The following is a 20,622-nucleotide window of genomic DNA, read 5'->3' on the forward strand; positions in this document are numbered from 1 at the left end:
TGGTCAGTGAACCGCCGTTGGTTCCCCGCCACAAATGTATTCATTTACACACTTAACAATGCAACCACTATGCCAGGTTACAAGCCGCTGTTTTTCGTGCTTTTCACCTGTTTTCAGGATGTTTTCGCACTGCACATGTGCAGGGAATGCCCGCAGAATGTGCAACTACTCCTTAGGTGTTAGAGGCCATAATGCCCGTACAGTGAGCAGCGCGCGGGCGATTTCAACCATGCGCTGATTCTTGTCCATAGCCATTTTGCGCAGACATTGCCAGGCCTGCTCTTCGCTCATGTTCTGGTGATTCATCAGGATATTTTTCGCTTTATCAATCAGCGTGCGTTCCTCCATGGAATCCTGTAATGAGGCCAGTTGCGCACTAAGCTGCTCCAGTTCACGGGCTTGCTGGCGCACCAGGGGTAAGAGCTGTTTGTCGAGCCGCGCGGAAAGGCGGTCGCTCGTCGTTTCCTCAATCCAGCTACTGACATTAACGTCGTCGTCTTCCTCCAGCATGGTCGCTGTCGTGTGCATCAGTTCATTGATCAGCAATTCTTCCAGCGCACGCAGATGTTCCAGCCTCTGGGTTTGCAGTGCGAACCAGCGTAGCGCCCCTTCGCCGCCGTCTGCGGGGGGCACGCGGGTGCAGGCCTGGCGACGGAGCTGTTCAATCTCCAGCCCGGCGGTACATTCGCGGGCAAATATCGCACTGACATCAGGCGCCGCAAGCGACAGGAAGGCCTCAAAACAGGGTTGCTGACCATCAATGCGGTCCACCAGCGACTGGCGCAATGCATCGCTAAATGCCGCCTGGGTAAACCCAATCGCCCCCAGCGCGCGCTCTTGCCCTACCAGCTCTTTTCCCTGCATAAAACTGTAGAGGGCCACCAGATGTTTAACGATTCTGGGATCATCAACGCTGTCGTTAAGCTGCGGAATAATGCTCAGCAGATGGCTAATGGTACGGCTGAACTGCGCCATCGCCTGTTCTGCCGTAATACGCTGGGTTTTTATTTGTTCGCGTAACTGTGGAAGTTGTTCCAGACACCCAACAGCGGCGGCAATACGGTGGCATAATGCGCTACTGGCAAGTGGCCTGAGCGTGGCGAGTAACGGTAAAAACGGGGTGATGTTCTCATCGGCAAGGGCGCTGCTGGCACGACATTCCAGCGCGTAAAGCTGCCCTTTTGAACACAGCCAGATATTCGATGCGCCGCGTTCGCACTGCAACATATGGGTCAGATGGCTGATTTTTCCCGCCAGCACGCCAAGCTGGGTGAGCTGGTAAAGCTGTTGTTTCTGGACCTGACGCGCATAGCGAAACCAGTCGGTGGCGTCGGGTGTCGCATCAGTATAATTATTCATGCTTACTCTCCGTGGCTGTCTGCTGGAGAGTAATAAGCAATAACCATGCCCTATCGAAGGAGTGAAGATGCAAAAGATCGTGATTGTCGCCAACGGCGCGGCGTACGGTAGTGAATCCTTATTTAACAGTCTGCGTCTGGCCATCGCCCTGCGCGAGCAAGAAGCCGACCTCGATTTACGCCTGTTTTTAATGTCCGATGCGGTGACCGCCGGGCTGCGTGGGCAAAAACCCGCCGAGGGGTACAATATTCAGCAAATGCTGGAAATCCTTACTGCGCAAAATGTACCGGTGAAATTGTGTAAGACCTGCACCGACGGGCGCGGTATCACGACGTTGCCCTTAGTGGATGGCGTGGCGATTGGCACCCTGGTCGAACTGGCGCAGTGGACGCTGTCGGCAGATAAAGTGCTGACCTTCTAATATTCATCATTCTTTAATACTTTTTTCTTATGGGTGCCTCTCTGGCATCAAGTTTGCCTGCTGTGCTGCCGATAGGCATTAAAGACAACACAGCAGGTACTCATAAATATGTTCAGGTCAATTCGCGCTCGTATCATTGCGGCGACGGCGGGCTGTCTCGCTATTGCTCTTCTTCTTAACACCGTTATTAACTACCAGGTAACCAGCCAGCATAATCAGGACGCTCAGCAAGACATCCTCACCAGCACCAGCTCCAGCCATAGCCTCGCTATCAGCGACTGGGTCAGCAGTAAAACGACCGCCATCTCCTCTCTCCAGAAAGTCGCCCTAACCGACGACCCCGTTCCGGTGTTCACCCAGATTGCTCAGGCCGCCGGCTTTATCAACGTCTATGTGGGGTACGCCAGTAAAACGGCCAAATTCTCAAACCCGGACGGCGTGCCTGCGGATTATGATCCGACCATTCGTCCCTGGTATCAGCAGGCCGCCAAAGCGGATGCTCCGATAGTCACCGCACCTTATGTCGATGCAGGCAGCGGGAAACTTGTGGTCACCTTCGCAGTACCAGTCAAAGAAAACGGTACGCTTAAAGCGGTGGTCGCAGGTGATGTGTCAATGGACAGCGTGGTGGCCAACGTCCAGGGTATTAAACCCACCCCAAACAGCAGCGGACTGTTACTTAACAGTGATGGCAGCGTGATTGCCGCCAACGATGGCAAACTGACGCTGAAACCGTTTGGCGAGGCCATCGGGGAAGTAAAATTTGCCGATCTGCAAGCGGGTAAACCGCTCACGGGCCTCTTTGCCGGTGCGGAAAAAGCGTTTCTTGCCACCAAAGTGAACGGCACCAACTGGTTGCTGGTTGTCGCTCTGGACAGCGCAGACGCCACGGCGGGCCTGCGTGCGCAATTAAAAGCCTCAGCCGTTTCGCTGATTGTACTGGTCGTGCTGGCGGGTGCCCTGATGCACTGGATTGTCGCCACTATGCTCAAGCGCCTGATCACCATTCGTGACGCGATGAACGCAATTAGCAGCGGCACAGATGACCTGTCGCAGCGCTTGCCGGAACAAGGTAACGATGAAGTGGCGCAAATCGCCCATGCATTTAACGCCTTTAGCGATAAACTCGCCGTAGTGATGGTTAAACTGCGCGATTCCAGCCACTCTGTTCAGCAGGCGGCACAAGAGATTGCGACAGGCAACCAGGATCTGTCAGGGCGTACCGAACAGGCCGCCTCCAGCCTGCGCGAGACCGCCAGTGCCGTCGAGCAGATTACCGCCTCCGTCGCCCAATCAACCGATTCCGCCGCTCAGGCTAACGAACAGGCGCACAGCGCCTCTGAGGCGGCGTCACGCGGCGGCAAAGTGGTATCGCAGGCCATTTCAACCATGCAGACAATCGAAGTGGCGTCGGCCAAAATCGGTGATATTACCAGCGTGATTGACGGGATCGCTTTCCAGACCAATATCCTGGCGCTGAACGCCTCGGTCGAAGCAGCACGTGCAGGCGAGCAAGGGCGTGGTTTCGCGGTTGTTGCCGGCGAGGTGCGCAACCTTGCCAGTCGCAGCGCGCAGGCGGCGAAAGAGATTAAATCGTTGATTGATTCGACAACAGACAGCGTGGCAACGGGTTCCCGCTACGTGCGCCTGGCCGGGGAAAGTATGGGGGAAATTGTCTCCAGCATTGACAGCGTCTCGGTCATTATGCGTGAAATCACCGTCGCCACGAACGAGCAGATGAAAGGTATCCAGGAAATTAACCATGCGGTCATCGATCTTGACCGAATGGTGCAGCAAAACGCCGAACTGGTGATCCAGTCAGCCGCCGCCGCAGGCGCGTTGCAGGAACAAGCGGGCGAGCTTGCTGAAACTGCGGGGCATTTCCGCATTTAATCTTCTGTCGGCGCGTTTTTCCCCGAATTTAACGCGCCGACATAATCCCCCGCCGAATTTTGTCATTATTGTTTAATCGTTACGCCATTTTTTGATCAAAGTCAGCATCTGAACCCCTTCCCTTTGGTGTTATGCAATGAGTGAATTGTGAACAAAATCACGCACGGGATTTTCCCGCAGGGAGTGCGTTGTCGATATATACGGGGTTTAAAACAATGGCGTTGGTAAAAACAAGTTTGAAGTTATTTGGTGGGGATACAGTGGTAGTACGTTGTTCTGAGAGCTGCCATATCCATCTGATGAGCGAAAAGAGTCAGGCCGCAAGTCAGACTGATGTGTTAAGCGTTCAGGATCGTGCCAGTGCGTATCTGGCGGTTCCTTACAGCGGCATCTGGAATGTGCTGATCGATAGCCACAGCCAGTCGCTGGAACATTCCATCAGTTACGTTCCAGCATAAGTTAGCATCACACTCAGGCGAAACCAGGTTGCATCTCCGGACCTGGTTTTTCTCCCTCCAGCAGCAGACGCACCCTTCCCACCAGTTCGTTGAGGCAATCATCCTGCATACCCAGTTTGATCAGCTCTTGTTCCAGCGAGAACAGATATTGCGCGTTGGTACCCAGCGGGCCACTCGCTGAGGCAATAAGCGGCGCAATGGTCTGCGCGCGGGTATCGGACTCATAAAGCGGATGACGCGGGTCCATGATGAATACCAGCGCATTTACCGTACGCCCGTCATCAAGCTCCAGCTTGCGCCAGCTCGGCAAATAGCAGCCGGTGATCATCTCGCGTTTCCACAACAGGGAAAGCTCTTCGTGTAGGGTGGATTCTGCCAGGCGATAGGCCACGCCGGTGGTGCGCCCGCCCTCTTTTAGTGCAAGCATACGTCCGGGCTGGCATGCGCTGCCGCGTCCCGCCGTCAGACGTAAACAAAATGCGCGGTGCCAGCCGGGAAGAGTACCGGTACAGGACTCGTCATATTCCAGAGCCGGGTTCCACATCAGCGAACCGTAACCAAAAATCCATACCGGGCCGTCATCCGGGCGGCAAGCCAGCGTCGCTGCAAGCGATGCTGCTCGTTGCTCCGCCGACCATAACAGCGATTCCTCAATGTCTCCAAACGCCGTTTTACAATCTGCCTTCATCAAGAAATCACGCGTCAACATCTCTTTCTACCTCCGCCACTGCCTGCTTCCTTGCGACGACTTTACTGCTGCCTTCCTGGCGCTTTTCAATGACGATATGCAATTCACAGGCCGTTTTCAAGTGAACTCTATAGGGCATAAGGCGAAGGGCGATTCATCATGTTGACAATATAAAAATGTGGCTCACTATTTCAGAGGGTTATCGCTTTTTATGCCATTTATCATCGTCACCCTTTTCATAATCATTTTTTACCGCCGCCCAGGCTACGCGATGCGCGGTCTCTTCGCGGCTGGCATCACCGCGGCGGTCGTCTCTATCTTTATATTGCTCCCAGGCACTATTAAAGGCTTCTTTATAGATTTCCTGGGCGTGGGCAGGCAGGACATGTTGCACGCTGTCGGGTAAGTCTGATTTCGTTTTATAGGGCATCGTATATACCTCCTTAAGCAAAAACTTAAGTCTGGTTTATTCTTCCCGTCTTATCCAACCGATTTTGATTTACGACAAAACCCCAATGGCATTACATTGTTAATTAACTATATTTTCCATTAAATGTTTATAAATATTCACCTCAAAGCAGAAAATTCGCATGACGTAAAAAAGCGTAAAAAAGGGATAATGAAAGGCGAATGTTTGTTATTTTATGCGCCCTGAATTTCTTTCTATAATTACAAATACCTGCTGGTTGGAGATCAACAATGACAACAACGCACGAGGCGGTTAAAACCCGCCACAAGGAGACTTCGCTCATTTTCCCGGTTCTGGCACTGGCAGCCCTGCTTTATTGGGGAAACAGTCAGTCGCTGCCAGTGATAATCGGAATGAATGCTCTGGCCCTGGTGGGGATTCTTGCCAGCGCATTTAGCGTCGTACGCCACGCCGATGTTCTTGCTCACCGTCTCGGTGAACCCTATGGCTCATTAATTTTAAGCCTTTCTGTCGTTATTCTTGAAGTGAGTCTGATTTCTGCGTTAATGGCAACCGGCGATGCTGCGCCAACGCTCATGCGCGACACACTTTATTCCATCATTATGATCGTTAGCGGTGGTCTGGTTGGCTTCTCGTTATTGCTCGGTGGGCGGAAATTTGCCACGCAATATGTGAACCTGTTCGGCATCAAGCAATATATGATTGCCCTCTTTCCGCTGGCCATTATTGTTCTGGTCTTCCCGGTGGCCTTAGAAGGCGGCAATTTCACGACCGGACAATCATTACTGGTGGCCCTTATTTCTGCCGCTATGTATGGCGTATTCCTGCTGATTCAAACGAAAACGCATCAGAGTCTGTTCGTTTATGAGCACGAAGATGACGGCGACGATGATGACCCGCACCACGGCAAACCGTCGGCACATAGCAGCGGCTGGCACACCGTCTGGCTGCTGGTCCATCTGATTGCCGTTATTGCGGTCACCAAGATGAATGCCAATCCGCTGGAAAATCTGCTGACGGAAATGAATGCGCCTGTTGCCTTTACCGGCTTCCTGGTTGCACTGTTGATTCTCTCTCCCGAAGGCTTGGGCGCCCTGAAAGCGGTATTAAATAATCAGGTGCAGCGCGCAATGAATCTGTTCTTCGGCTCAGTTCTGGCGACCATTTCGTTGACCGTACCGGTTGTCACGCTGATTGCCTGGGTGACCGGGAATGATTTGATGTTTGGCCTGGGCAAACCGGAGCTGGTGGTGATGCTGGCGTCATTGATGCTGTGCCATATTTCGTTTTCAACGGGTCGCACCAATGTCCTTAACGGCGCCGCACATCTGGCACTGTTTGCGGCCTATTTGATGACGATTTTTGCCTGATGCAAATAAGGGCGTCTGTAGTCAGTAATGAGCCGATCTTGTTAGCACGCTATGCTGGCCTGGTTTTTCAGGTCAGCGATAGCAAGTGACTTATATTCTTTTATTGTTATTCTTTTATTATTATTCTTTTATTGTGGTTTTGGACATTCAGCCATACGGCGCAGAAAGAAACTTTCGTTGATAGAAACCCCTGTCTCTACCGTATGCAAATCATGAGCAAAATAAGCATGAAGTGTATTTATTCCTGGCCATGTGATGTCGGGGAGTTTTTCGCCATTCCATGCCTTATGATAAAAATCGAGGAACAGCTCAGCCCGTCTCGATGCAGGAAAATAAATCTCTTTATGGTTGTCCATGCGAGTATCCATTTGTCGCCCGTAATTAAAATCATTTGATAATCCGGTGGCGACACGCTTGACATCATCCAGCCATCCCCAGAGTGATTTAAGTTCAGCAATCTGCGCCTTTATCTCTTCAGATTTTCGATTCGGGTTCACCCCTGTTCCTGCAAGCGGACCATACTCGCTTATCTTTTCACGACGCGCTCACGACAGTTTCTCACCCAGGTGATTAAGCTCGGTGCAGTAGAGTTAATATTGCTTTGCCAGCCAGATAAAATAGATATCAAGATAGAAATCAAAGGCGGCGTCTCTGCGGCATCCGTGCCATAGATATTGGAGTAAGTCGCCCCCGCCAGTACTGGTTTACCTCAGATTTATAGTCAGCCATCCAGTCAGTAACAGAACGCCCTTCGACGGTATCGTTGATTGCGCCCGTACTGCGCCCCCGGTATCTAATGATGCCATCATCGTTTGGCCTCCTGCTGAACATGATTTTTAAAGGCGCCCATCAGTTTTGATTCCATCGCCGTAAAGCTTGCCTTTGACATCCTGCCGTACGCAGCCTGCCCCGATAACCTGACCAATATTCCACAGCACTATCAGTACGGGTACCATTCCAGACGGCGGCCCCAATTGAGGAGCACTCAAATCTGTTTATCAGTTGCCAGTGCAGTACAGGAAAATTTTCATTCAGTATTTTCGCTACCTCCAGTTTCATATACCTCAACTGTTCACAGCCATATCATTAGCATATTTTGAACAAATCAGCCACCCGCGCAAAATTCTATATATCCTGTTATACAATTTCTTACCGATATAAAATGATTTGTTATTTACATACGGAACAACCATATATCTTTATTTCACTTTCAATTTATTAAGTTATATAGCGGGTTTTTATAAAAATATTTAACCAGAACAAACCACCGCACTGTACTTCACAACAATCAAAATGAACATATTGATATTCTCTCTTACTGCATTATGAGATTAAATGACCAACTTCCATTTAAAACAGCGTCAACAGATTCTTTATCTGCCACCTTATATGCATTTTTGATAAATTGCCTCCTCCAGGCGGGTAGCCACCAGTAATAAACAGACGTCCCATTCTTTATATTTTGGTCAGGGAAAAGAGCAAACCGCATGACTTCCTTATCAATATATCCACTTTCAAAGGACTCATTAGCAACACTCATCAAACAAATATAATCACCAATCGAAAGATGTTGCATCAAAAGAATGGAGTATAGCTTTTGACTTTGATCATAATTAGCACCAGACAAAACCTTCAAGACATCATAAAGGTAATACTCTGGACGCTCATTAATTTCCCGAGCGATACCATCATAGTATATATCATAAACATTCGTTGCATCTTTCCATGATACAACATGAAGAACACGCCCCCCATACTTGTCTACTATAGTTCTTTTTTCCGCGTACCGACCGATTAGATTATAATACTCTTTGTTTTCTGAAATCCTATACATACTCTCAGAGCACACCTCTCCATTTAAATAAAAAAAACACCCATACACAAACAAAAAAAGAACAACTCCGAGTATAAATTTAGTATTTTTTTTCATCACCTTAACATTCCTTTATAACGTCTAAAAATCGTAAAATCATGCTCTTGAGATGGTTCACTGGCAGTATTATACTTAACTCTAAACCCACAATCATTTAATTCGATCTTATTCCAGCCTGCTGAAATAGTCACACCATCCGCAATAATAATTCCAACATGTCCTGACGCATCACTATAATTATAAGAGTAGGCACCAACATCTCCCGGCTCTGGCGTATTTTCCACGCTCCAGCTATTAAGCAACTTTGAACTATTAGCCCATTCCCCTGCTGTTGGAGGGCTTAATCGTTTATAAAATGGAATATTTGTTGACTTACCATGCTCAATCCAGGCGACTTTAACACCCGATTCTGTCAAAACATCATTAACGAAGATATTACACTTATTTGTACCTGATCCAAATGTTACCTCATCGCCCAGCTCCGGATGCCTTGATGCAACACTGGTTGTACCAGCCCATTTAATATCCCCTCGGTATTTAAGGGCAGTTGTTATAATTTTCCTGGGAATATCTTTTATTGCTATTTTTAGCTCCCTGATCTCACCCGTTTTATTTATTTTATATTCAACATTATAAAACCCTCCAGAAAAATCGTCCCTCCCAATGTTCTGAATTGATATTTTTGTCCATGGCGACACAATAACCATTGTTAGCTGCTTACCTGTATTCAAGGTTTCAACCCCAACTTCTTTTTCGATATTGCTATTTATATCAATTACACCAATTTTAATCTGATATGAATTCCCTCTGTTTATCTCGACATTTACACCTTCGCTATTGAATATTACAACACGACCACTACTAATTTCTTCAAACTCATATACCAATGGAGAATTCGTATCTTTCACAGTAGATTGATCAATACTAACATTGTTAACAGTCACCCTATAATTCAAACCCGAAGAGGGCCCCATTAATGAATTTTTAAATGAAATAACAAGTCTGGATTTCATAAGTACTCTTCATTCCCCTGCAAATCCTCTTCAAAAGAATAAGACACCCACTCATCACTCTCCTTACCAATTAATAAACTATCCATTTTTTCAAATTTCTCATCAGAAAAAACGCAACTCTTACCATCAATATTAGAAGTTTTCGCTCTGAATAATGTCAAATCATTATCACTCTTAATTTTAAAATCTAAGCCAACAGGTGACGAATCACCATTCCGCTGCCGCGTTGTAATTATCCGTATACCATCCCATGTTTCTTTTATCATCGGAAATGCCATCACCTCAGGCGTAATTTTCGCTCCTGGCTTACGCCCGTAATATCCTGCCTTGACGTTATATTCACCTTGCGTACCGGCTTCTATTCCGCAGGGATCCAGACGGATATAACTTCCGCCACCGTTGATCGTGATTTTCTTCTTCGCGGTAATAATGATCTCATCTTCCGTACTGGTGATCTCTATCGATTTTTTCGCCAGTAATTCCATCAGGTCGTTCTGCGCCTGTAGTGAGATCGCACCTTTATTGGCAAACAGCTTAATCCCCGCTTTGCGTACAAATACACTCAGGGCCTGCCCCACACCGATAAACAGGTTTTTCATCACCCCAATATCGGCATTATTGCCAGCGTTCATTTCGAGACTCCTGGCCGCCGCCAGTTGCATATGTTCACCGCTGGCCAGGGTCACACCTTTCGGACCGCTTAACAGCACCACCGCCTGCGTCAGTTCTTTTACACGCTCCTCCAGCAACGTCACCTGCGACGCAAGGTCTGCCGGGTCAGCATTCGCCGTTTCCGCATCCGCCGACAGAGACGCCATTTGCGACTGTGCACCGCTCAGTATCCCCATCGCCGCCGCCATCTCCCGCACCTGCCCCTGCGCCCGCTCCTGACCGTCGGCGCTGATGAATATCCCCTTTTTCGCCCGGATGGCACCCCACATGTCCGTGCGCAGCTCAAAACCTTCCCCGCGCTGCTGTTTTCCCGCATCCACCAGATGGCCGAGATTGAGCTGGCTCTTGCCGCCGTACTCCGTACTGATTTTGATATGCTCTTTGCCGCGCTCGTCATCGAGGCGCAGCTTGTTGTTTGCCGGGGTACGCAGCACGTTGCGCTTGTAGTTCTGAATCGTCACGTGGTCGGGGTGGGCGGAATCATGCTTCACCCCGGCGATATAGGGCCGGTCCGGGTTGCCTCCCTCAAACGCGATGCTGACCTCCGTGCCCGCCAGCAGCGGCAGGTGCAGGCCGTACGTGTCTCCCGCATAAGGGCGGGACTGCCGTACCCACAGGCTCTCGTAACCCGGTTTCCAGGTCTCGCGGTCAAAATCGAGGTTCACCCGGTAGCGCCCGTCTTTATCGATATGGGCATAGATATCGTTTGCCGTTGTGCTGGTCACCCGCGCGGGCAGCGTTCCGGCCATCACCGGCTTCGCGATGCGCGACGGGCGAAAGCTGTAACGTTCCGAATACGGGATGGCGGTAAACGTCAGTTCATAACTGCGGTCTCGCGCCGCGACGGCGGTCAGCCCGGTTATCAATGCGCCCCTGCGGAATACCGCCGGGGCGTCTTCATCCGGTACCTTTATCTCCAGCCCCGGCATCAGCAGGGCGCTGGTGCTCAGCCCCTGCAGAATGGCCCGGCCATTAAGGTAACGTTCGTGGCGGATACGCGCGTAAAACGCCCCACTTTCCGGTGTGTCCGGGTCGCCTGCCGTCAGGAAGTTGTCCGCGTAATGACAGGCTTCGCCACAGGTGGTGCTGTCCCCGCCCGTCGCATCAAACGCCGACGTCATATCGGCGGTCGCGTCACGGTAGTTGTAGTCCCGCGTGGTGACGCTTTTTTCCACCACATGATATGCCGTGTTCAGTCCCCAGACAGATTCCGTGCCGCTGTCGCTCAGCCCAGAAGGGTGGCGCAGTGGCAGCATCAGGCCGCGTTCATAGCCGCTCTGGTCGTCATAAAACTCAATGACTTCGATTTTCAGCCGCACGTCGGTACTGAACCGGAACCAGATCCCCACCTCCGACAGCAGCCGGGAGATAAACGTCAGGTCGTCCTCGCCGAACTGCATCACCTGTTCGCGCGACGGATATTCCCCCGTCAGGGTGAATACGAAGTCCTGGCCGAGCATCCCGTGGCGCTCACGCAGGATTTTCTCGACAATCTGCGGCACGCTCTGGTTCTGGTAGATGGCGTTCTGATGGCTGCGGGCGAGCAGCGCCAGCCGGGGCTCAAGGCGCACTTCATAGCGTGTTTCATCGCGCGAGGTGGAAAGCTGTTTAAAGCCAGTGATGACGCCATACAGGGTGCGCAGCGGCACCTGTACCGGCATTCCCTGAACCGGCGGGGCGCAGAGGCTGAGCGCGCCGTCCTGCATCAGCACCGCTTCCGGCTCCAGGGTTTTATCACGGCTGGTGAACTGAATGTCGTAACAGAACGGCTGGCTCAGATGCTCGTGGCCTTCAAAGGAGAGCACACCAGGCGGGCTGCTCAGGCCACGGATTTTTAATTTGTGGTGGGAGTGGTCAAAACTGAGCGCATTCATGCGGTGTCTCCTGCATCCTTGCAATATGCAATGTATTCTTGCCTTTATTGCTGACGGGCAAGCACAACAATCTGTGAATTCCCATTTTCCAGGCTGGTTTATTTATGCCATCCCAATAGCGTCACGCAAAAAAGCATAGCTACCGCCAGAGAAAATCCACGCTCCTGGATACGACATAATTAACAATGCGATTCCATATAGACAAAAATACCTCATTAATAAAGTCACTTAGCGCAAAAGCGACTGAATATGGAAGCCTACTCACTTAATTATATTTTTAGGAAAAACACCATGATTTTCAGATATTCACGCTAAAAATGCATACGTTAATAAACGTTGAAAATTATTATTTAAAACAGCGGAGAGTTATTTTGTAAAAAGAAAGGAAACAGAAGAGGCATTGGAAAGGCGTCAGAAAGTGAAAACACCGTTCACACAACGGTGAACGGTGTTTTGCAAGGCTCGATTAATTACTTGCTGGTATCAAGCTCATCGAAGCTTTTCACCAGATCATCAATCGCTTTGATCTGTTTCAGGAACGGCTCCAGTTTATCCAGCGGCAGTGCGGACGGGCCATCGCATTTCGCGTTGGCTGGATCCGGGTGCGCCTCAATAAACAGACCGGCCAGGCCTGTCGCCATACCCGCGCGCGCCAGCTCAGCAACCTGGGCACGACGGCCACCAGACGCGGCGCCAAACGGGTCGCGGCACTGCAATGCGTGCGTCACATCGAAAATGACCGGCGAGTTGCCAGAGACGTTTTTCATCACGCTAAAGCCGAGCATATCGACAACCAGGTTGTCGTAACCGAAGTTGCTGCCACGGTCGCACAGGATAACTTTGTCGTTACCGCCTTCATGGAATTTATCCACGATATTACCCATCTGGCCAGGGCTTACGAACTGCGGTTTTTTCACGTTAATGACGGCGCCGGTTTTCGCCATCGCTTCGACCAGGTCGGTCTGACGCGCCAGAAATGCCGGTAACTGAATCACGTCAACCACGTCAGCAACGGGCTGAGCCTGGCTGGCTTCGTGAACATCGGTGATCACTTTCACGCCGAACGTCTGTTTCAGCTCCTGGAAAATTTTCATCCCTTCTTCCAGGCCCGGCCCACGGTAAGACTTGATGGAGGAACGGTTGGCTTTGTCAAAAGAGGCTTTGAACACATACGGAATACCCAGTTTCTGGGTAACAGTTACGTAGTGCTCACAAATACGCATCGCGAGGTCGCGGGACTCCAGCACGTTCATACCGCCAAACAGAACAAACGGCAGATCGTTCGCGACATTGATATCGCCAATGCTAACCACTTTTTGTGTCATATAATTCCCTTATCAAGATTCAGTCTATTAATTCAGTTTAGTGCAGTGTAATTTGCTTGTGCGAAATGGTGTTAATTTGCGCACGGATCATCTCGCTGATGGGATCCTCAGGACACTGCTCTACGAAGTAATTCAGATCGTGCAGCGCAACATGATCGCACTCGAGTTGCGCATAAATTAAGCCACGATCGCGGATCTCATACGGGTCTTCCGGGTTAAACTGCAACAAAGCTTCACTGGCACGCAAAGCCAGTTCCATTTGTTGCTCTTCCATCAACGCCGATTTCAAAGTATCGAGCAGCTTACGGATGACTTCCGCGTTATCTGCCTCGTCGAGATCCTCATTAAACAGCTCAGCCACAGGGCTGATGTTACCCTTAAGCCAGACGTCCAGCGTATGCTCGTCCAGCGTGTCGCCATTAAAGGGGTTGATCAGCCACATTTCCCCATCCAGCCACTCAGCGCGCAGAATGAGCTGCGTCGGGAAAATCACCGGCATCAGCGGAATATCCAGATGCCCGGCAACCCATAACAGAATGGCGCCCAGTGACACCGCGCTACCCTGACGGTTTTGCAGGACTTTATCCAGCCACAACGCATCCGACAGACGGTACACACCGCGGGTGTCTTTAAAACCCCATTCGCCGTAAAACAGCTCAAGGAGTTTCTCCAGTTGCAAGTCCTGCGGTTGAGCCTCACTTATTTCTTCACGCGCCAGACGGATCAGACGCTCAAGTTCGTCGTGCACGAACTGCGAGGGAAAATCATCACGAATCAATTCAGATATCAGGATCATTCCATCGCACAATGGTGCTTTGTTAAATTCGAAATCGGCTAACGACCGCATGTCTTACCCCAGTATCGGTATCTTTGTGGCGGCGAGTTTAATGATGATGTACAGCACCACCAGCCCCAGCAAAAACGCAATAAACCCCGTTTGCTGGCTGCGCGGACGATGTCGCCCCAGCGCAATGAAACCCAAAACGATGTAGATGATAACGCCAAACAGCTTTTCCGTCAGCCATGCGCCATTAGCAGTAAATGGGATATAGCGCGTTACAACGATAAGCCCGAGGCCGCTGAGCAATAACAGCGTGTCCACTGCATGGGGCACAACCCGCACCCAGCGCGCCTGTGCGCGAGGATCACCCGTAAAGCGCCACCAGTATCGCAGCACAAACAGGCTAATGGTCAGAACCACCGTGGTCAAATGCAGGCTTATCAGAAACGTGAACGCACTCATTCCCTGTTACTCCTGTTGCGGCAGGCGCCCGAGCGTCAGACGCTCGTTATCACCATAATCCCGGCAGGTTTCCACCTGCACATATCCTTGTTCGCCAAACAGCGCACGTACCGCTTCACCCTGCTGCCAGCCGTGTTCCAGCAGCAGCCAGCCACCAGGGCGCAAAAAACGCTTTGATTGTGCGATTATCCACGCCAGATCCGCAAGTCCTTCTTGTGCCGCAACCAGTGCAGAACGCGGCTCGAAACGCACATCCCCCATGGCAAGATGAGGGTCCTGCTCATCAATATAAGGCGGATTGCTGACAATCAGGTCGAACGGCTGCCCTTCAAGGGCGCTAAACCAGTGGCTGGTCAGCACCGAAACGTTCGTTATTCCTAAATGTTCCGCGTTACGCAGAGCCAGGGCGACGGCATCAGGCATGACGTCGACCGCCGTAATCTGGCAATCCGGACGTTCACTGGCCAGCGCCAGCGCGATAGCGCCGGTGCCGGTGCCCAGATCGAGGATCCGGCACGGCTGTTCCGGCAGACGGTTCAGCGCCTGCTCAACCAGACATTCGGTATCCGGGCGCGGAATCAACGTCGCAGGCGAGACAAACAGCGGCAACGACCAGAACTCGCGCACCCCCACAAGATGCGCGACCGGCTCACCCTGTTCACGACGGGCCAGCAGATCATCAAGCCGCGCGAGCTCAGTGTCCGAAAGCGCAGTTTCGCCGAAGGCAAGAATAAAGGTGCGCGCTTTTCCGGTCACAAAGCCCAGCAAAATCTCCGCATCCCGTCGCGGGCTTTCGCTGTGCGAAAGTCGATTTATCGCGTGACGCAACCAGTGTTGATAGTCCATCAATCCTGTCCGGCGAGCGCTGCCAGTTGGTCGGCCTGATATTCCTGCACAATCGGCTCAATCAGCATATCCAGCTTGCCTTCCATCACCTCGTCCAGACGGTAGACTGTCAGGTTGATACGGTGGTCGGTCACACGCCCCTGCGGGAAGTTATAGGTGCGGTTACGATCGCTGCGATCGCCGCTACCCAGCAGATTTCGACGCGTTGAGGCTTCCGCCTGCTGGCGTTTGGCAATTTCCGCCGCGCGAATACGCGAACCCAGAACGGCCAGTGCTTTGGCTTTGTTTTTATGCTGAGAACGTTCGTCCTGACACTCCACTACGATGCCTGTCGGCAAGTGGGTAATACGAATCGCGGAGTCGGTGGTGTTAACGTGCTGCCCACCCGCGCCGGATGAACGGAAGGTATCAATGCGCAGATCGCCCGGGTTGATGTCCGGCAGTTCGGCTTCCGGCAATTCTGGCATTACCGCAACGGTACAGGCAGAGGTATGGATACGTCCCTGAGATTCGGTTGCCGGAACACGCTGTACGCGATGGCCGCCGGACTCAAATTTCAGACGTCCGTAAACGCCTTCGCCGCTCACTTTCGCGATGATCTCTTTATAGCCGCCATGCTCGCCCTCATTGGCGCTCATGATCTCTACACGCCAGCGACGCGACTCGGCATAACGGGTATACATGCGGAACAGATCGCCTGCGAATAACGCCGCTTCATCGCCGCCGGTCCCGGCACGCACTTCCAGGAAGGCGCTGCGCTCATCGTCAGGATCTTTAGGCAGCAAAAGAATTTGCAGGTGCTGTTCCAGTTGTTCGCTTTTTTCTTTTGCATCGCGTAACTCTTCCTGCGCCATATCGCGCATTTCCGGGTCATCGAGCATCATTTGTGCGGTTTCGATATCTTCCTGAATCTGTTGCCAGTCAGTAAAACAGCGCGATACGTCGCTTAGTTGCGCATACTCCCTGGATAAGGCGCGGAATCGCTCCTGATCGGCGATGGTTTGCGCGTCACCCAACAGCGCCTGAACTTCTTCATGACGCTCGTGTAGGGCTTCCAGTTTGGCAACGATAGAAGGCTTCATAGGCGTAAATGCACCCTGTTATTAGAGATTGTTGTGCTACTCCAGCCCGAGGCTGTTGCGCAGAATATGCAGGCGCTCATCATCCCCGTCACGGGCGGCCTGCTGAAGAGATTTGGTTGGTGCGTGGATCAGGCGATTGGTCAGTTTCCAGGCCAGATCCTGCATAATGGCTTGTGCGTCGCCACCCTGTTCAAGGGCGGCCAGCGCTTTGGCAGTCAATTCATCACGAATCTGCTCAGATTGGCTGCGGTAATCACGAATTGTCTCGCTGGCGCTTTGCGCGCGCAGCCAGGCCATAAATTCGCTCGTTTCCTGCTCAACGATAGTTTCAGCCTGCACCGCCGCCGCTTTACGCTGCGCGAGGTTGTGCTGAATAATGCTTTGTAGATCGTCAACGCTGTAGAGATAGGCGTTCGCCAGTTTACCCACTTCCGGCTCGACATCGCGCGGAACGGCAATATCCACCAGCAGCATTGGCTGGTTGCGGCGCGCCTTCATTGCCCGCTCAACCATGCCTTTACCAATGATCGGCAATGGGCTGGCGGTAGAACTGATAACAATATCGGCATCTTTCAGGCGCGAATCGATATCGCTCAGGGAAATCACTTCCGCCCCTACTTCATCTGCCAGAACCTGCGCACGTTCACGAGTACGGTTGGCGATGATCATCTTCTGCACTTTATGCTCGCGCAAATGACGTGCCACCAGTTCGATAGTTTCCCCCGCACCGACAAGCATGACGCTGACCGACGAGAGTGATTCAAAGATTTGGCGCGCCAGGGTACAGGCAGCAAAGGCGACAGAAACCGCGCTCGCGCCGATATCGGTTTCCGTGCGCACGCGTTTGGCGACGGAGAACGACTTCTGGAACATGCGTTCGAGTTCGCTGGCTTTCAGATGACCGCGGTTGGAATCCGCAAACGCTTTTTTCACCTGGCCGAGGATCTGCGGTTCGCCCAGTACCAGCGAGTCCAGCCCGCTCGCCACACGCATTAAATGGCTGACGGCGTCGTTATCGTGGTGCCAGTAAAGGCTGTTACGCAACTCTTCTTCGCTGATCTGATGGTAATCACACAGCCAGCGAACCAGCGATTCATGGAGGTTTTCCTGCTCTTCAACGCTTAAATAAAGCTCGGTACGGTTACATGTTGACAACACCACACCACCCTGCACCATCGGCTGCGCCAGCAGGCTGTCTAACGCCTGGTCAAGCGTATCCGGCGAAAACGTAATACGTTCTCGCAACGAAACGGGGGCCGTTTTGTGGTTGATGCCGAGCGCCAGAAGAGTCATGTGAGTGGGAATAGTACCAACGTTGATAAGGTTAGACTGTGCGCATCATACAGGATGCGCGAGGTCAATAAAAGAGAGCGCCCCCTTTTGGAGTAATCGGTAATTTAATGATTTAAGACAACTTGAACGTAGACGCTATCACTGCCCGGCGCTAGCATTAAGAATATTTACTGCAACGCACCTCAAGGATTCGTCATCATTATGACTTTGCCGGACTTTCGCCTTATTCGTTTGCTGCCGCTGGCTAGCCTCGTACTGACTGCTTGTACCCTCAATGCGCCTAAAGGGCCGGGCCAGAGTCCGGATGCCCCTCAGTGGCGTCAACATCAGCAAGACGTCAGCAAATTGAACCAGTTTCAGACACGTGGCGCTTTCGCCTTTATCTCCGATGAGCAGAAAGTCTATGCCCGCTTTTTCTGGCAACAGACCGGGCAGGATCGCTATCGCCTGCTGCTGACAAACCCGTTGGGCAGCACGGAGCTGGAACTCAACGCCCAGCCTGGCGCAGTAGAGCTGGTCGACAACAAAGGCAAGCACTATACCTCCACCGATGCGGAAGAGATGATTGGCAAACTGACCGGTATGCCGATTCCTCTGAACAGCCTGCGTCAGTGGATTCTGGGCTTGCCCGGCGACGCGACCGGCTACAAGCTTGACGACCAGTATCGCCTCAGCGAGCTTAACTACAGCCAGGGGGGCAAAAACTGGAAAGTGGTGTACGGCGGTTATGACAGCAATACGAAGCCGGCCCTGCCCTCCAGTCTTGAGCTAAGCGATGGCGGACAGCGTATTAAGCTCAAAATGGATAACTGGATTGCGAAATGATGACGCGCTTTCCCGCACCGGCGAAACTCAACCTGTTTTTGTATATCACCGGGCAACGGGCTGATGGTTATCACACGCTGCAAACCCTGTTTCAGTTTCTTGATTACGGTGACACCTTAAGCTTTGAACCGCGAACAGATGGCGTTATTCGGTTGCTAACGCCTATTGAAGGGGTGCCGGAGGAAGAAAACCTGATCGTGCGCGCAGCCCGTTTGTTGATGCAGCAGGCGCATAAAACGGGTCGCCTGCCTGCTGGCAGCGGCGCGGATATCCAGATAGACAAACGCCTGCCGATGGGCGGCGGTCTGGGCGGTGGCTCCTCAAACGCGGCCACGGTGCTGGTGGCGCTCAATCATCTGTGGCATTGCGGTTTATCGGTTGATGAACTGGCAGAACTGGGATTAGCACTGGGAGCGGATGTACCAGTATTTGTCCGGGGCCACGCGGCGTTTGCCGAAGGTGTCGGCGAGATACTTACCCCCGTGGAACCCGAAGAGAAATGGTATCTGGTCGCCCATCCTGGCGTCAGCATCCCCACCCCGACCATTTTCCGCGATCCGGAATTGCCGAGAAATACACCAAAGCGGTCAATAGAAACGTTACTAAAATGTGAATTCAGCAACGATTGCGAGGTTATCGCAAGAAAACGTTTTCGTAAGGTTGATGAGGCGCTTACCTGGCTGCTAGAATACGCGCCGTCGCGCCTGACTGGCACAGGGGCCTGTGTTTTTGCTGAATTTGACACAGAGTCTGCTGCTCTTCAGGTGTTAGAGCAAGCCCCGGCATGGCTGCGCGGTTTTGTCGCACGAGGTGTAAACCTCTCGCCTCTCGCCAGCGCCCTCGCCGGGCAAGCTGAGTCCCGGTGACAACGTCACTTGTTCCAGACGTTGCATCGCGCTCTTTAATACACCGCATGGATAGAATTATGTCTGAACCGCACATTTATGGCTTATTCTATCCACCAATGGACGCATGCCTGAGGTTCTTCTCGTGCCTGATATGAAGCTTTTTGCTGGTAACGCCACCCCGGAACTAGCACAACGTATTGCCAACCGCCTGTACACTTCTCTCGGCGACGCCGCCGTAGGTCGCTTTAGCGACGGCGAAGTCAGCGTACAAATTAATGAAAATGTACGCGGTGGTGATATTTTCATCATCCAGTCCACTTGTGCTCCAACGAACGACAACCTGATGGAATTGGTTGTTATGGTTGATGCCCTGCGCCGTGCTTCTGCAGGCCGTATCACCGCCGTTATTCCTTATTTTGGTTATGCCCGTCAGGACCGCCGCGTGCGCTCCGCACGTGTACCTATCACCGCAAAAGTTGTCGCGGATTTTCTCTCCAGCGTAGGCGTTGACCGCGTCCTCACCGTCGACCTGCACGCTGAGCAGATCCAGGGCTTCTTTGATGTGCCGGTTGATAACGTATTCGGTAGTCCTATTCTGCTGGAAGACATGCTGCAACTTAATCTGGATAACCCGATTGTGGTTTCTCCGGATATCGGCGGCGTTGTTCGCGCTCGCGCTATCGCAAAACTGCTTAACGATACCGATATGGCTATTATTGATAAACGTCGCCCGCGTGCGAACGTTTCTCAGGTTATGCATATCATCGGTGACGTCGCAGGCCGTGACTGCGTGCTGGTTGACGACATGATCGACACCGGCGGTACGCTGTGTAAAGCAGCAGAAGCGCTGAAAGAGCGCGGTGCTAAACGCGTGTTTGCTTACGCGACTCACCCGATCTTCTCTGGCAATGCGGCAAACAACCTGCGCAACTCCGTTATCGATGAAGTGGTCGTTTGTGACACCATCCCGCTGACGGATGAAATCAAATCGCTGCCAAACGTGCGTACCTTGACTCTGTCTGGCATGCTGGCCGAAGCGATTCGTCGCATCAGCAACGAAGAATCCATTTCCGCAATGTTCGAACATTGATTGGAATCGGCAAAAAGAC

The 20,622-nt window shown here is 51.9% G+C and carries 20 protein-coding genes; 7 read left to right on the forward strand and 13 right to left on the reverse strand.

What is annotated here, in order from left to right:
• Nucleotides 1–165: 165 nt before the first annotated feature.
• A complete protein-coding gene (nasR, locus tag ABIB59_RS17080) occupies nt 166–1,359 on the reverse strand; it encodes a nitrate regulatory protein NasR (protein WP_071194061.1) in 1,194 nt (397 codons plus the stop codon).
• A gap of 67 nt (nt 1,360–1,426) precedes the next feature.
• Here nasR and ychN point away from each other — a divergent pair, with 67 nt between their 5' ends.
• From ychN to ABIB59_RS17095, 3 genes are all read left to right on the forward strand, one after another.
• Entirely contained in the window at nt 1,427–1,780 is a 354-nt protein-coding gene (gene ychN / locus ABIB59_RS17085) for a DsrE/F sulfur relay family protein YchN (RefSeq protein ID WP_071194060.1), read from the forward strand.
• Between the two features lie 108 nt (nt 1,781–1,888).
• Entirely contained in the window at nt 1,889–3,673 is a 1,785-nt protein-coding gene (locus ABIB59_RS17090; RefSeq protein ID WP_071194059.1) for a methyl-accepting chemotaxis protein, read from the forward strand.
• A gap of 215 nt (nt 3,674–3,888) precedes the next feature.
• Entirely contained in the window at nt 3,889–4,131 is a 243-nt protein-coding gene (locus tag ABIB59_RS17095; RefSeq protein WP_039079188.1) for a DUF1883 domain-containing protein, read from the forward strand.
• A gap of 13 nt (nt 4,132–4,144) precedes the next feature.
• Here ABIB59_RS17095 and ABIB59_RS17100 read toward each other — a convergent pair whose 3' ends face one another.
• Nucleotides 4,145–4,840 carry a gamma-glutamylcyclotransferase gene (locus tag ABIB59_RS17100; RefSeq protein ID WP_039079189.1) on the reverse strand — a complete coding sequence of 232 codons (696 nt, stop codon included), beginning with the start codon at nt 4,838–4,840 and terminating at the stop codon, nt 4,145–4,147.
• 178 nt (nt 4,841–5,018) lie between these two features.
• On the reverse strand, nt 5,019–5,249 hold the full coding sequence (chaB, locus tag ABIB59_RS17105; RefSeq protein ID WP_079498829.1) for a putative cation transport regulator ChaB: 231 nt from the start codon (nt 5,247–5,249) through the stop codon (nt 5,019–5,021).
• Between the two features lie 269 nt (nt 5,250–5,518).
• Here chaB and chaA point away from each other — a divergent pair, with 269 nt between their 5' ends.
• Nucleotides 5,519–6,619: a sodium-potassium/proton antiporter ChaA gene (chaA, locus tag ABIB59_RS17110; RefSeq protein ID WP_039079191.1), complete on the forward strand. Its 1,101-nt coding sequence runs from the start codon at nt 5,519–5,521 to the stop codon at nt 6,617–6,619.
• Nucleotides 6,620–6,747: 128 nt separating this feature from the next.
• On the opposite strand, the gene ABIB59_RS17115 is transcribed toward chaA, so the two are convergent.
• The 10 genes from ABIB59_RS17115 to hemA all read right to left on the reverse strand — a co-directional run bounded on the left by ABIB59_RS17115 (nt 6,748) and on the right by hemA (nt 17,840).
• Nucleotides 6,748–7,116, reverse strand: coding sequence for a hypothetical protein (locus ABIB59_RS17115; protein ID WP_354036281.1), 369 nt, complete (start codon nt 7,114–7,116; stop codon nt 6,748–6,750).
• 818 nt (nt 7,117–7,934) lie between these two features.
• Entirely contained in the window at nt 7,935–8,552 is a 618-nt protein-coding gene (locus ABIB59_RS17120) for a hypothetical protein (protein WP_143348987.1), read from the reverse strand.
• Complete coding sequence (locus tag ABIB59_RS17125) at nt 8,549–9,505, reverse strand: CHAP domain-containing protein (protein ID WP_165158733.1); 957 nt, start codon at nt 9,503–9,505, stop codon at nt 8,549–8,551. The genes ABIB59_RS17120 and ABIB59_RS17125 overlap by 4 nt, the downstream gene beginning before the upstream one ends.
• On the reverse strand, nt 9,502–12,051 hold the full coding sequence (locus tag ABIB59_RS17130) for a type VI secretion system Vgr family protein (RefSeq protein WP_354036283.1): 2,550 nt from the start codon (nt 12,049–12,051) through the stop codon (nt 9,502–9,504). Before ABIB59_RS17130 ends, ABIB59_RS17125 begins: the two co-directional genes overlap by 4 nt.
• A 470-nt stretch (nt 12,052–12,521) precedes the next feature.
• Nucleotides 12,522–13,376 (reverse strand): 3-deoxy-8-phosphooctulonate synthase, encoded by an 855-nt coding sequence (kdsA, locus tag ABIB59_RS17135; protein ID WP_039079195.1) that lies wholly within the window; start codon nt 13,374–13,376, stop codon nt 12,522–12,524.
• Between the two features lie 37 nt (nt 13,377–13,413).
• Nucleotides 13,414–14,223, reverse strand: a complete 810-nt coding sequence (sirB1, locus tag ABIB59_RS17140; protein ID WP_039079196.1) for an invasion regulator SirB1 — start codon at nt 14,221–14,223, stop codon at nt 13,414–13,416.
• A gap of 3 nt (nt 14,224–14,226) precedes the next feature.
• A complete protein-coding gene (sirB2, locus tag ABIB59_RS17145) occupies nt 14,227–14,619 on the reverse strand; it encodes an invasion regulator SirB2 (protein WP_039079197.1) in 393 nt (130 codons plus the stop codon).
• A 6-nt stretch (nt 14,620–14,625) separates the two neighbouring features.
• Nucleotides 14,626–15,465 carry a peptide chain release factor N(5)-glutamine methyltransferase gene (prmC, locus tag ABIB59_RS17150; protein WP_071194052.1) on the reverse strand — a complete coding sequence of 280 codons (840 nt, stop codon included), beginning with the start codon at nt 15,463–15,465 and terminating at the stop codon, nt 14,626–14,628.
• Nucleotides 15,465–16,547 (reverse strand): peptide chain release factor 1, encoded by a 1,083-nt coding sequence (prfA, locus tag ABIB59_RS17155; RefSeq protein WP_039079199.1) that lies wholly within the window; start codon nt 16,545–16,547, stop codon nt 15,465–15,467. The genes prmC and prfA overlap by 1 nt, the downstream gene beginning before the upstream one ends.
• A 36-nt stretch (nt 16,548–16,583) precedes the next feature.
• On the reverse strand, nt 16,584–17,840 hold the full coding sequence (gene hemA / locus ABIB59_RS17160; protein ID WP_039079200.1) for a glutamyl-tRNA reductase: 1,257 nt from the start codon (nt 17,838–17,840) through the stop codon (nt 16,584–16,586).
• Nucleotides 17,841–18,041: 201 nt separating this feature from the next.
• On the opposite strand from hemA, the gene lolB reads away from it, so the two are divergent.
• From lolB to prs, 3 genes are all read left to right on the forward strand, one after another.
• Nucleotides 18,042–18,665 (forward strand): lipoprotein insertase outer membrane protein LolB, encoded by a 624-nt coding sequence (lolB, locus tag ABIB59_RS17165; protein ID WP_354036287.1) that lies wholly within the window; start codon nt 18,042–18,044, stop codon nt 18,663–18,665.
• Nucleotides 18,665–19,531 carry a 4-(cytidine 5'-diphospho)-2-C-methyl-D-erythritol kinase gene (ispE, locus tag ABIB59_RS17170; RefSeq protein ID WP_354036369.1) on the forward strand — a complete coding sequence of 289 codons (867 nt, stop codon included), beginning with the start codon at nt 18,665–18,667 and terminating at the stop codon, nt 19,529–19,531. The genes lolB and ispE overlap by 1 nt, the downstream gene beginning before the upstream one ends.
• Nucleotides 19,532–19,655: 124 nt before the next feature.
• A complete protein-coding gene (gene prs / locus ABIB59_RS17175; RefSeq protein ID WP_090085106.1) occupies nt 19,656–20,603 on the forward strand; it encodes a ribose-phosphate diphosphokinase in 948 nt (315 codons plus the stop codon).
• Nucleotides 20,604–20,622 lie beyond the last annotated feature (19 nt).

Source organism: Citrobacter sp. UYEF32, from assembly GCF_040546205.1.
GTDB classification, from domain to species: domain Bacteria; phylum Pseudomonadota; class Gammaproteobacteria; order Enterobacterales; family Enterobacteriaceae; genus Phytobacter; species Phytobacter diazotrophicus.

Bases quoted from the DNA above. Each gene is read 5' to 3' on its own strand.
- nasR (WP_071194061.1), bottom strand. From the start codon at position 1,359: ATGAATAATTATACTGATGCGACACCCGACGCCACCGACTGGTTTCGC.
- ychN (WP_071194060.1), top strand. From the start codon at position 1,427: ATGCAAAAGATCGTGATTGTCGCCAACGGCGCGGCGTACGGTAGTGAA.
- ABIB59_RS17090 (WP_071194059.1), top strand. From the start codon at position 1,889: ATGTTCAGGTCAATTCGCGCTCGTATCATTGCGGCGACGGCGGGCTGT.
- ABIB59_RS17095 (WP_039079188.1), top strand. From the start codon at position 3,889: ATGGCGTTGGTAAAAACAAGTTTGAAGTTATTTGGTGGGGATACAGTG.
- ABIB59_RS17100 (WP_039079189.1), bottom strand. From the start codon at position 4,840: ATGTTGACGCGTGATTTCTTGATGAAGGCAGATTGTAAAACGGCGTTT.
- chaB (WP_079498829.1), bottom strand. From the start codon at position 5,249: ATGCCCTATAAAACGAAATCAGACTTACCCGACAGCGTGCAACATGTC.
- chaA (WP_039079191.1), top strand. From the start codon at position 5,519: ATGACAACAACGCACGAGGCGGTTAAAACCCGCCACAAGGAGACTTCG.
- ABIB59_RS17125 (WP_165158733.1), bottom strand. From the start codon at position 9,505: ATGAAATCCAGACTTGTTATTTCATTTAAAAATTCATTAATGGGGCCC.
- ABIB59_RS17130 (WP_354036283.1), bottom strand. From the start codon at position 12,051: ATGAATGCGCTCAGTTTTGACCACTCCCACCACAAATTAAAAATCCGT.
- kdsA (WP_039079195.1), bottom strand. From the start codon at position 13,376: ATGACACAAAAAGTGGTTAGCATTGGCGATATCAATGTCGCGAACGAT.
- sirB1 (WP_039079196.1), bottom strand. From the start codon at position 14,223: ATGCGGTCGTTAGCCGATTTCGAATTTAACAAAGCACCATTGTGCGAT.
- sirB2 (WP_039079197.1), bottom strand. From the start codon at position 14,619: ATGAGTGCGTTCACGTTTCTGATAAGCCTGCATTTGACCACGGTGGTT.
- prmC (WP_071194052.1), bottom strand. From the start codon at position 15,465: ATGGACTATCAACACTGGTTGCGTCACGCGATAAATCGACTTTCGCAC.
- prfA (WP_039079199.1), bottom strand. From the start codon at position 16,547: ATGAAGCCTTCTATCGTTGCCAAACTGGAAGCCCTACACGAGCGTCAT.
- hemA (WP_039079200.1), bottom strand. From the start codon at position 17,840: ATGACTCTTCTGGCGCTCGGCATCAACCACAAAACGGCCCCCGTTTCG.
- lolB (WP_354036287.1), top strand. From the start codon at position 18,042: ATGACTTTGCCGGACTTTCGCCTTATTCGTTTGCTGCCGCTGGCTAGC.
- ispE (WP_354036369.1), top strand. From the start codon at position 18,665: ATGACGCGCTTTCCCGCACCGGCGAAACTCAACCTGTTTTTGTATATC.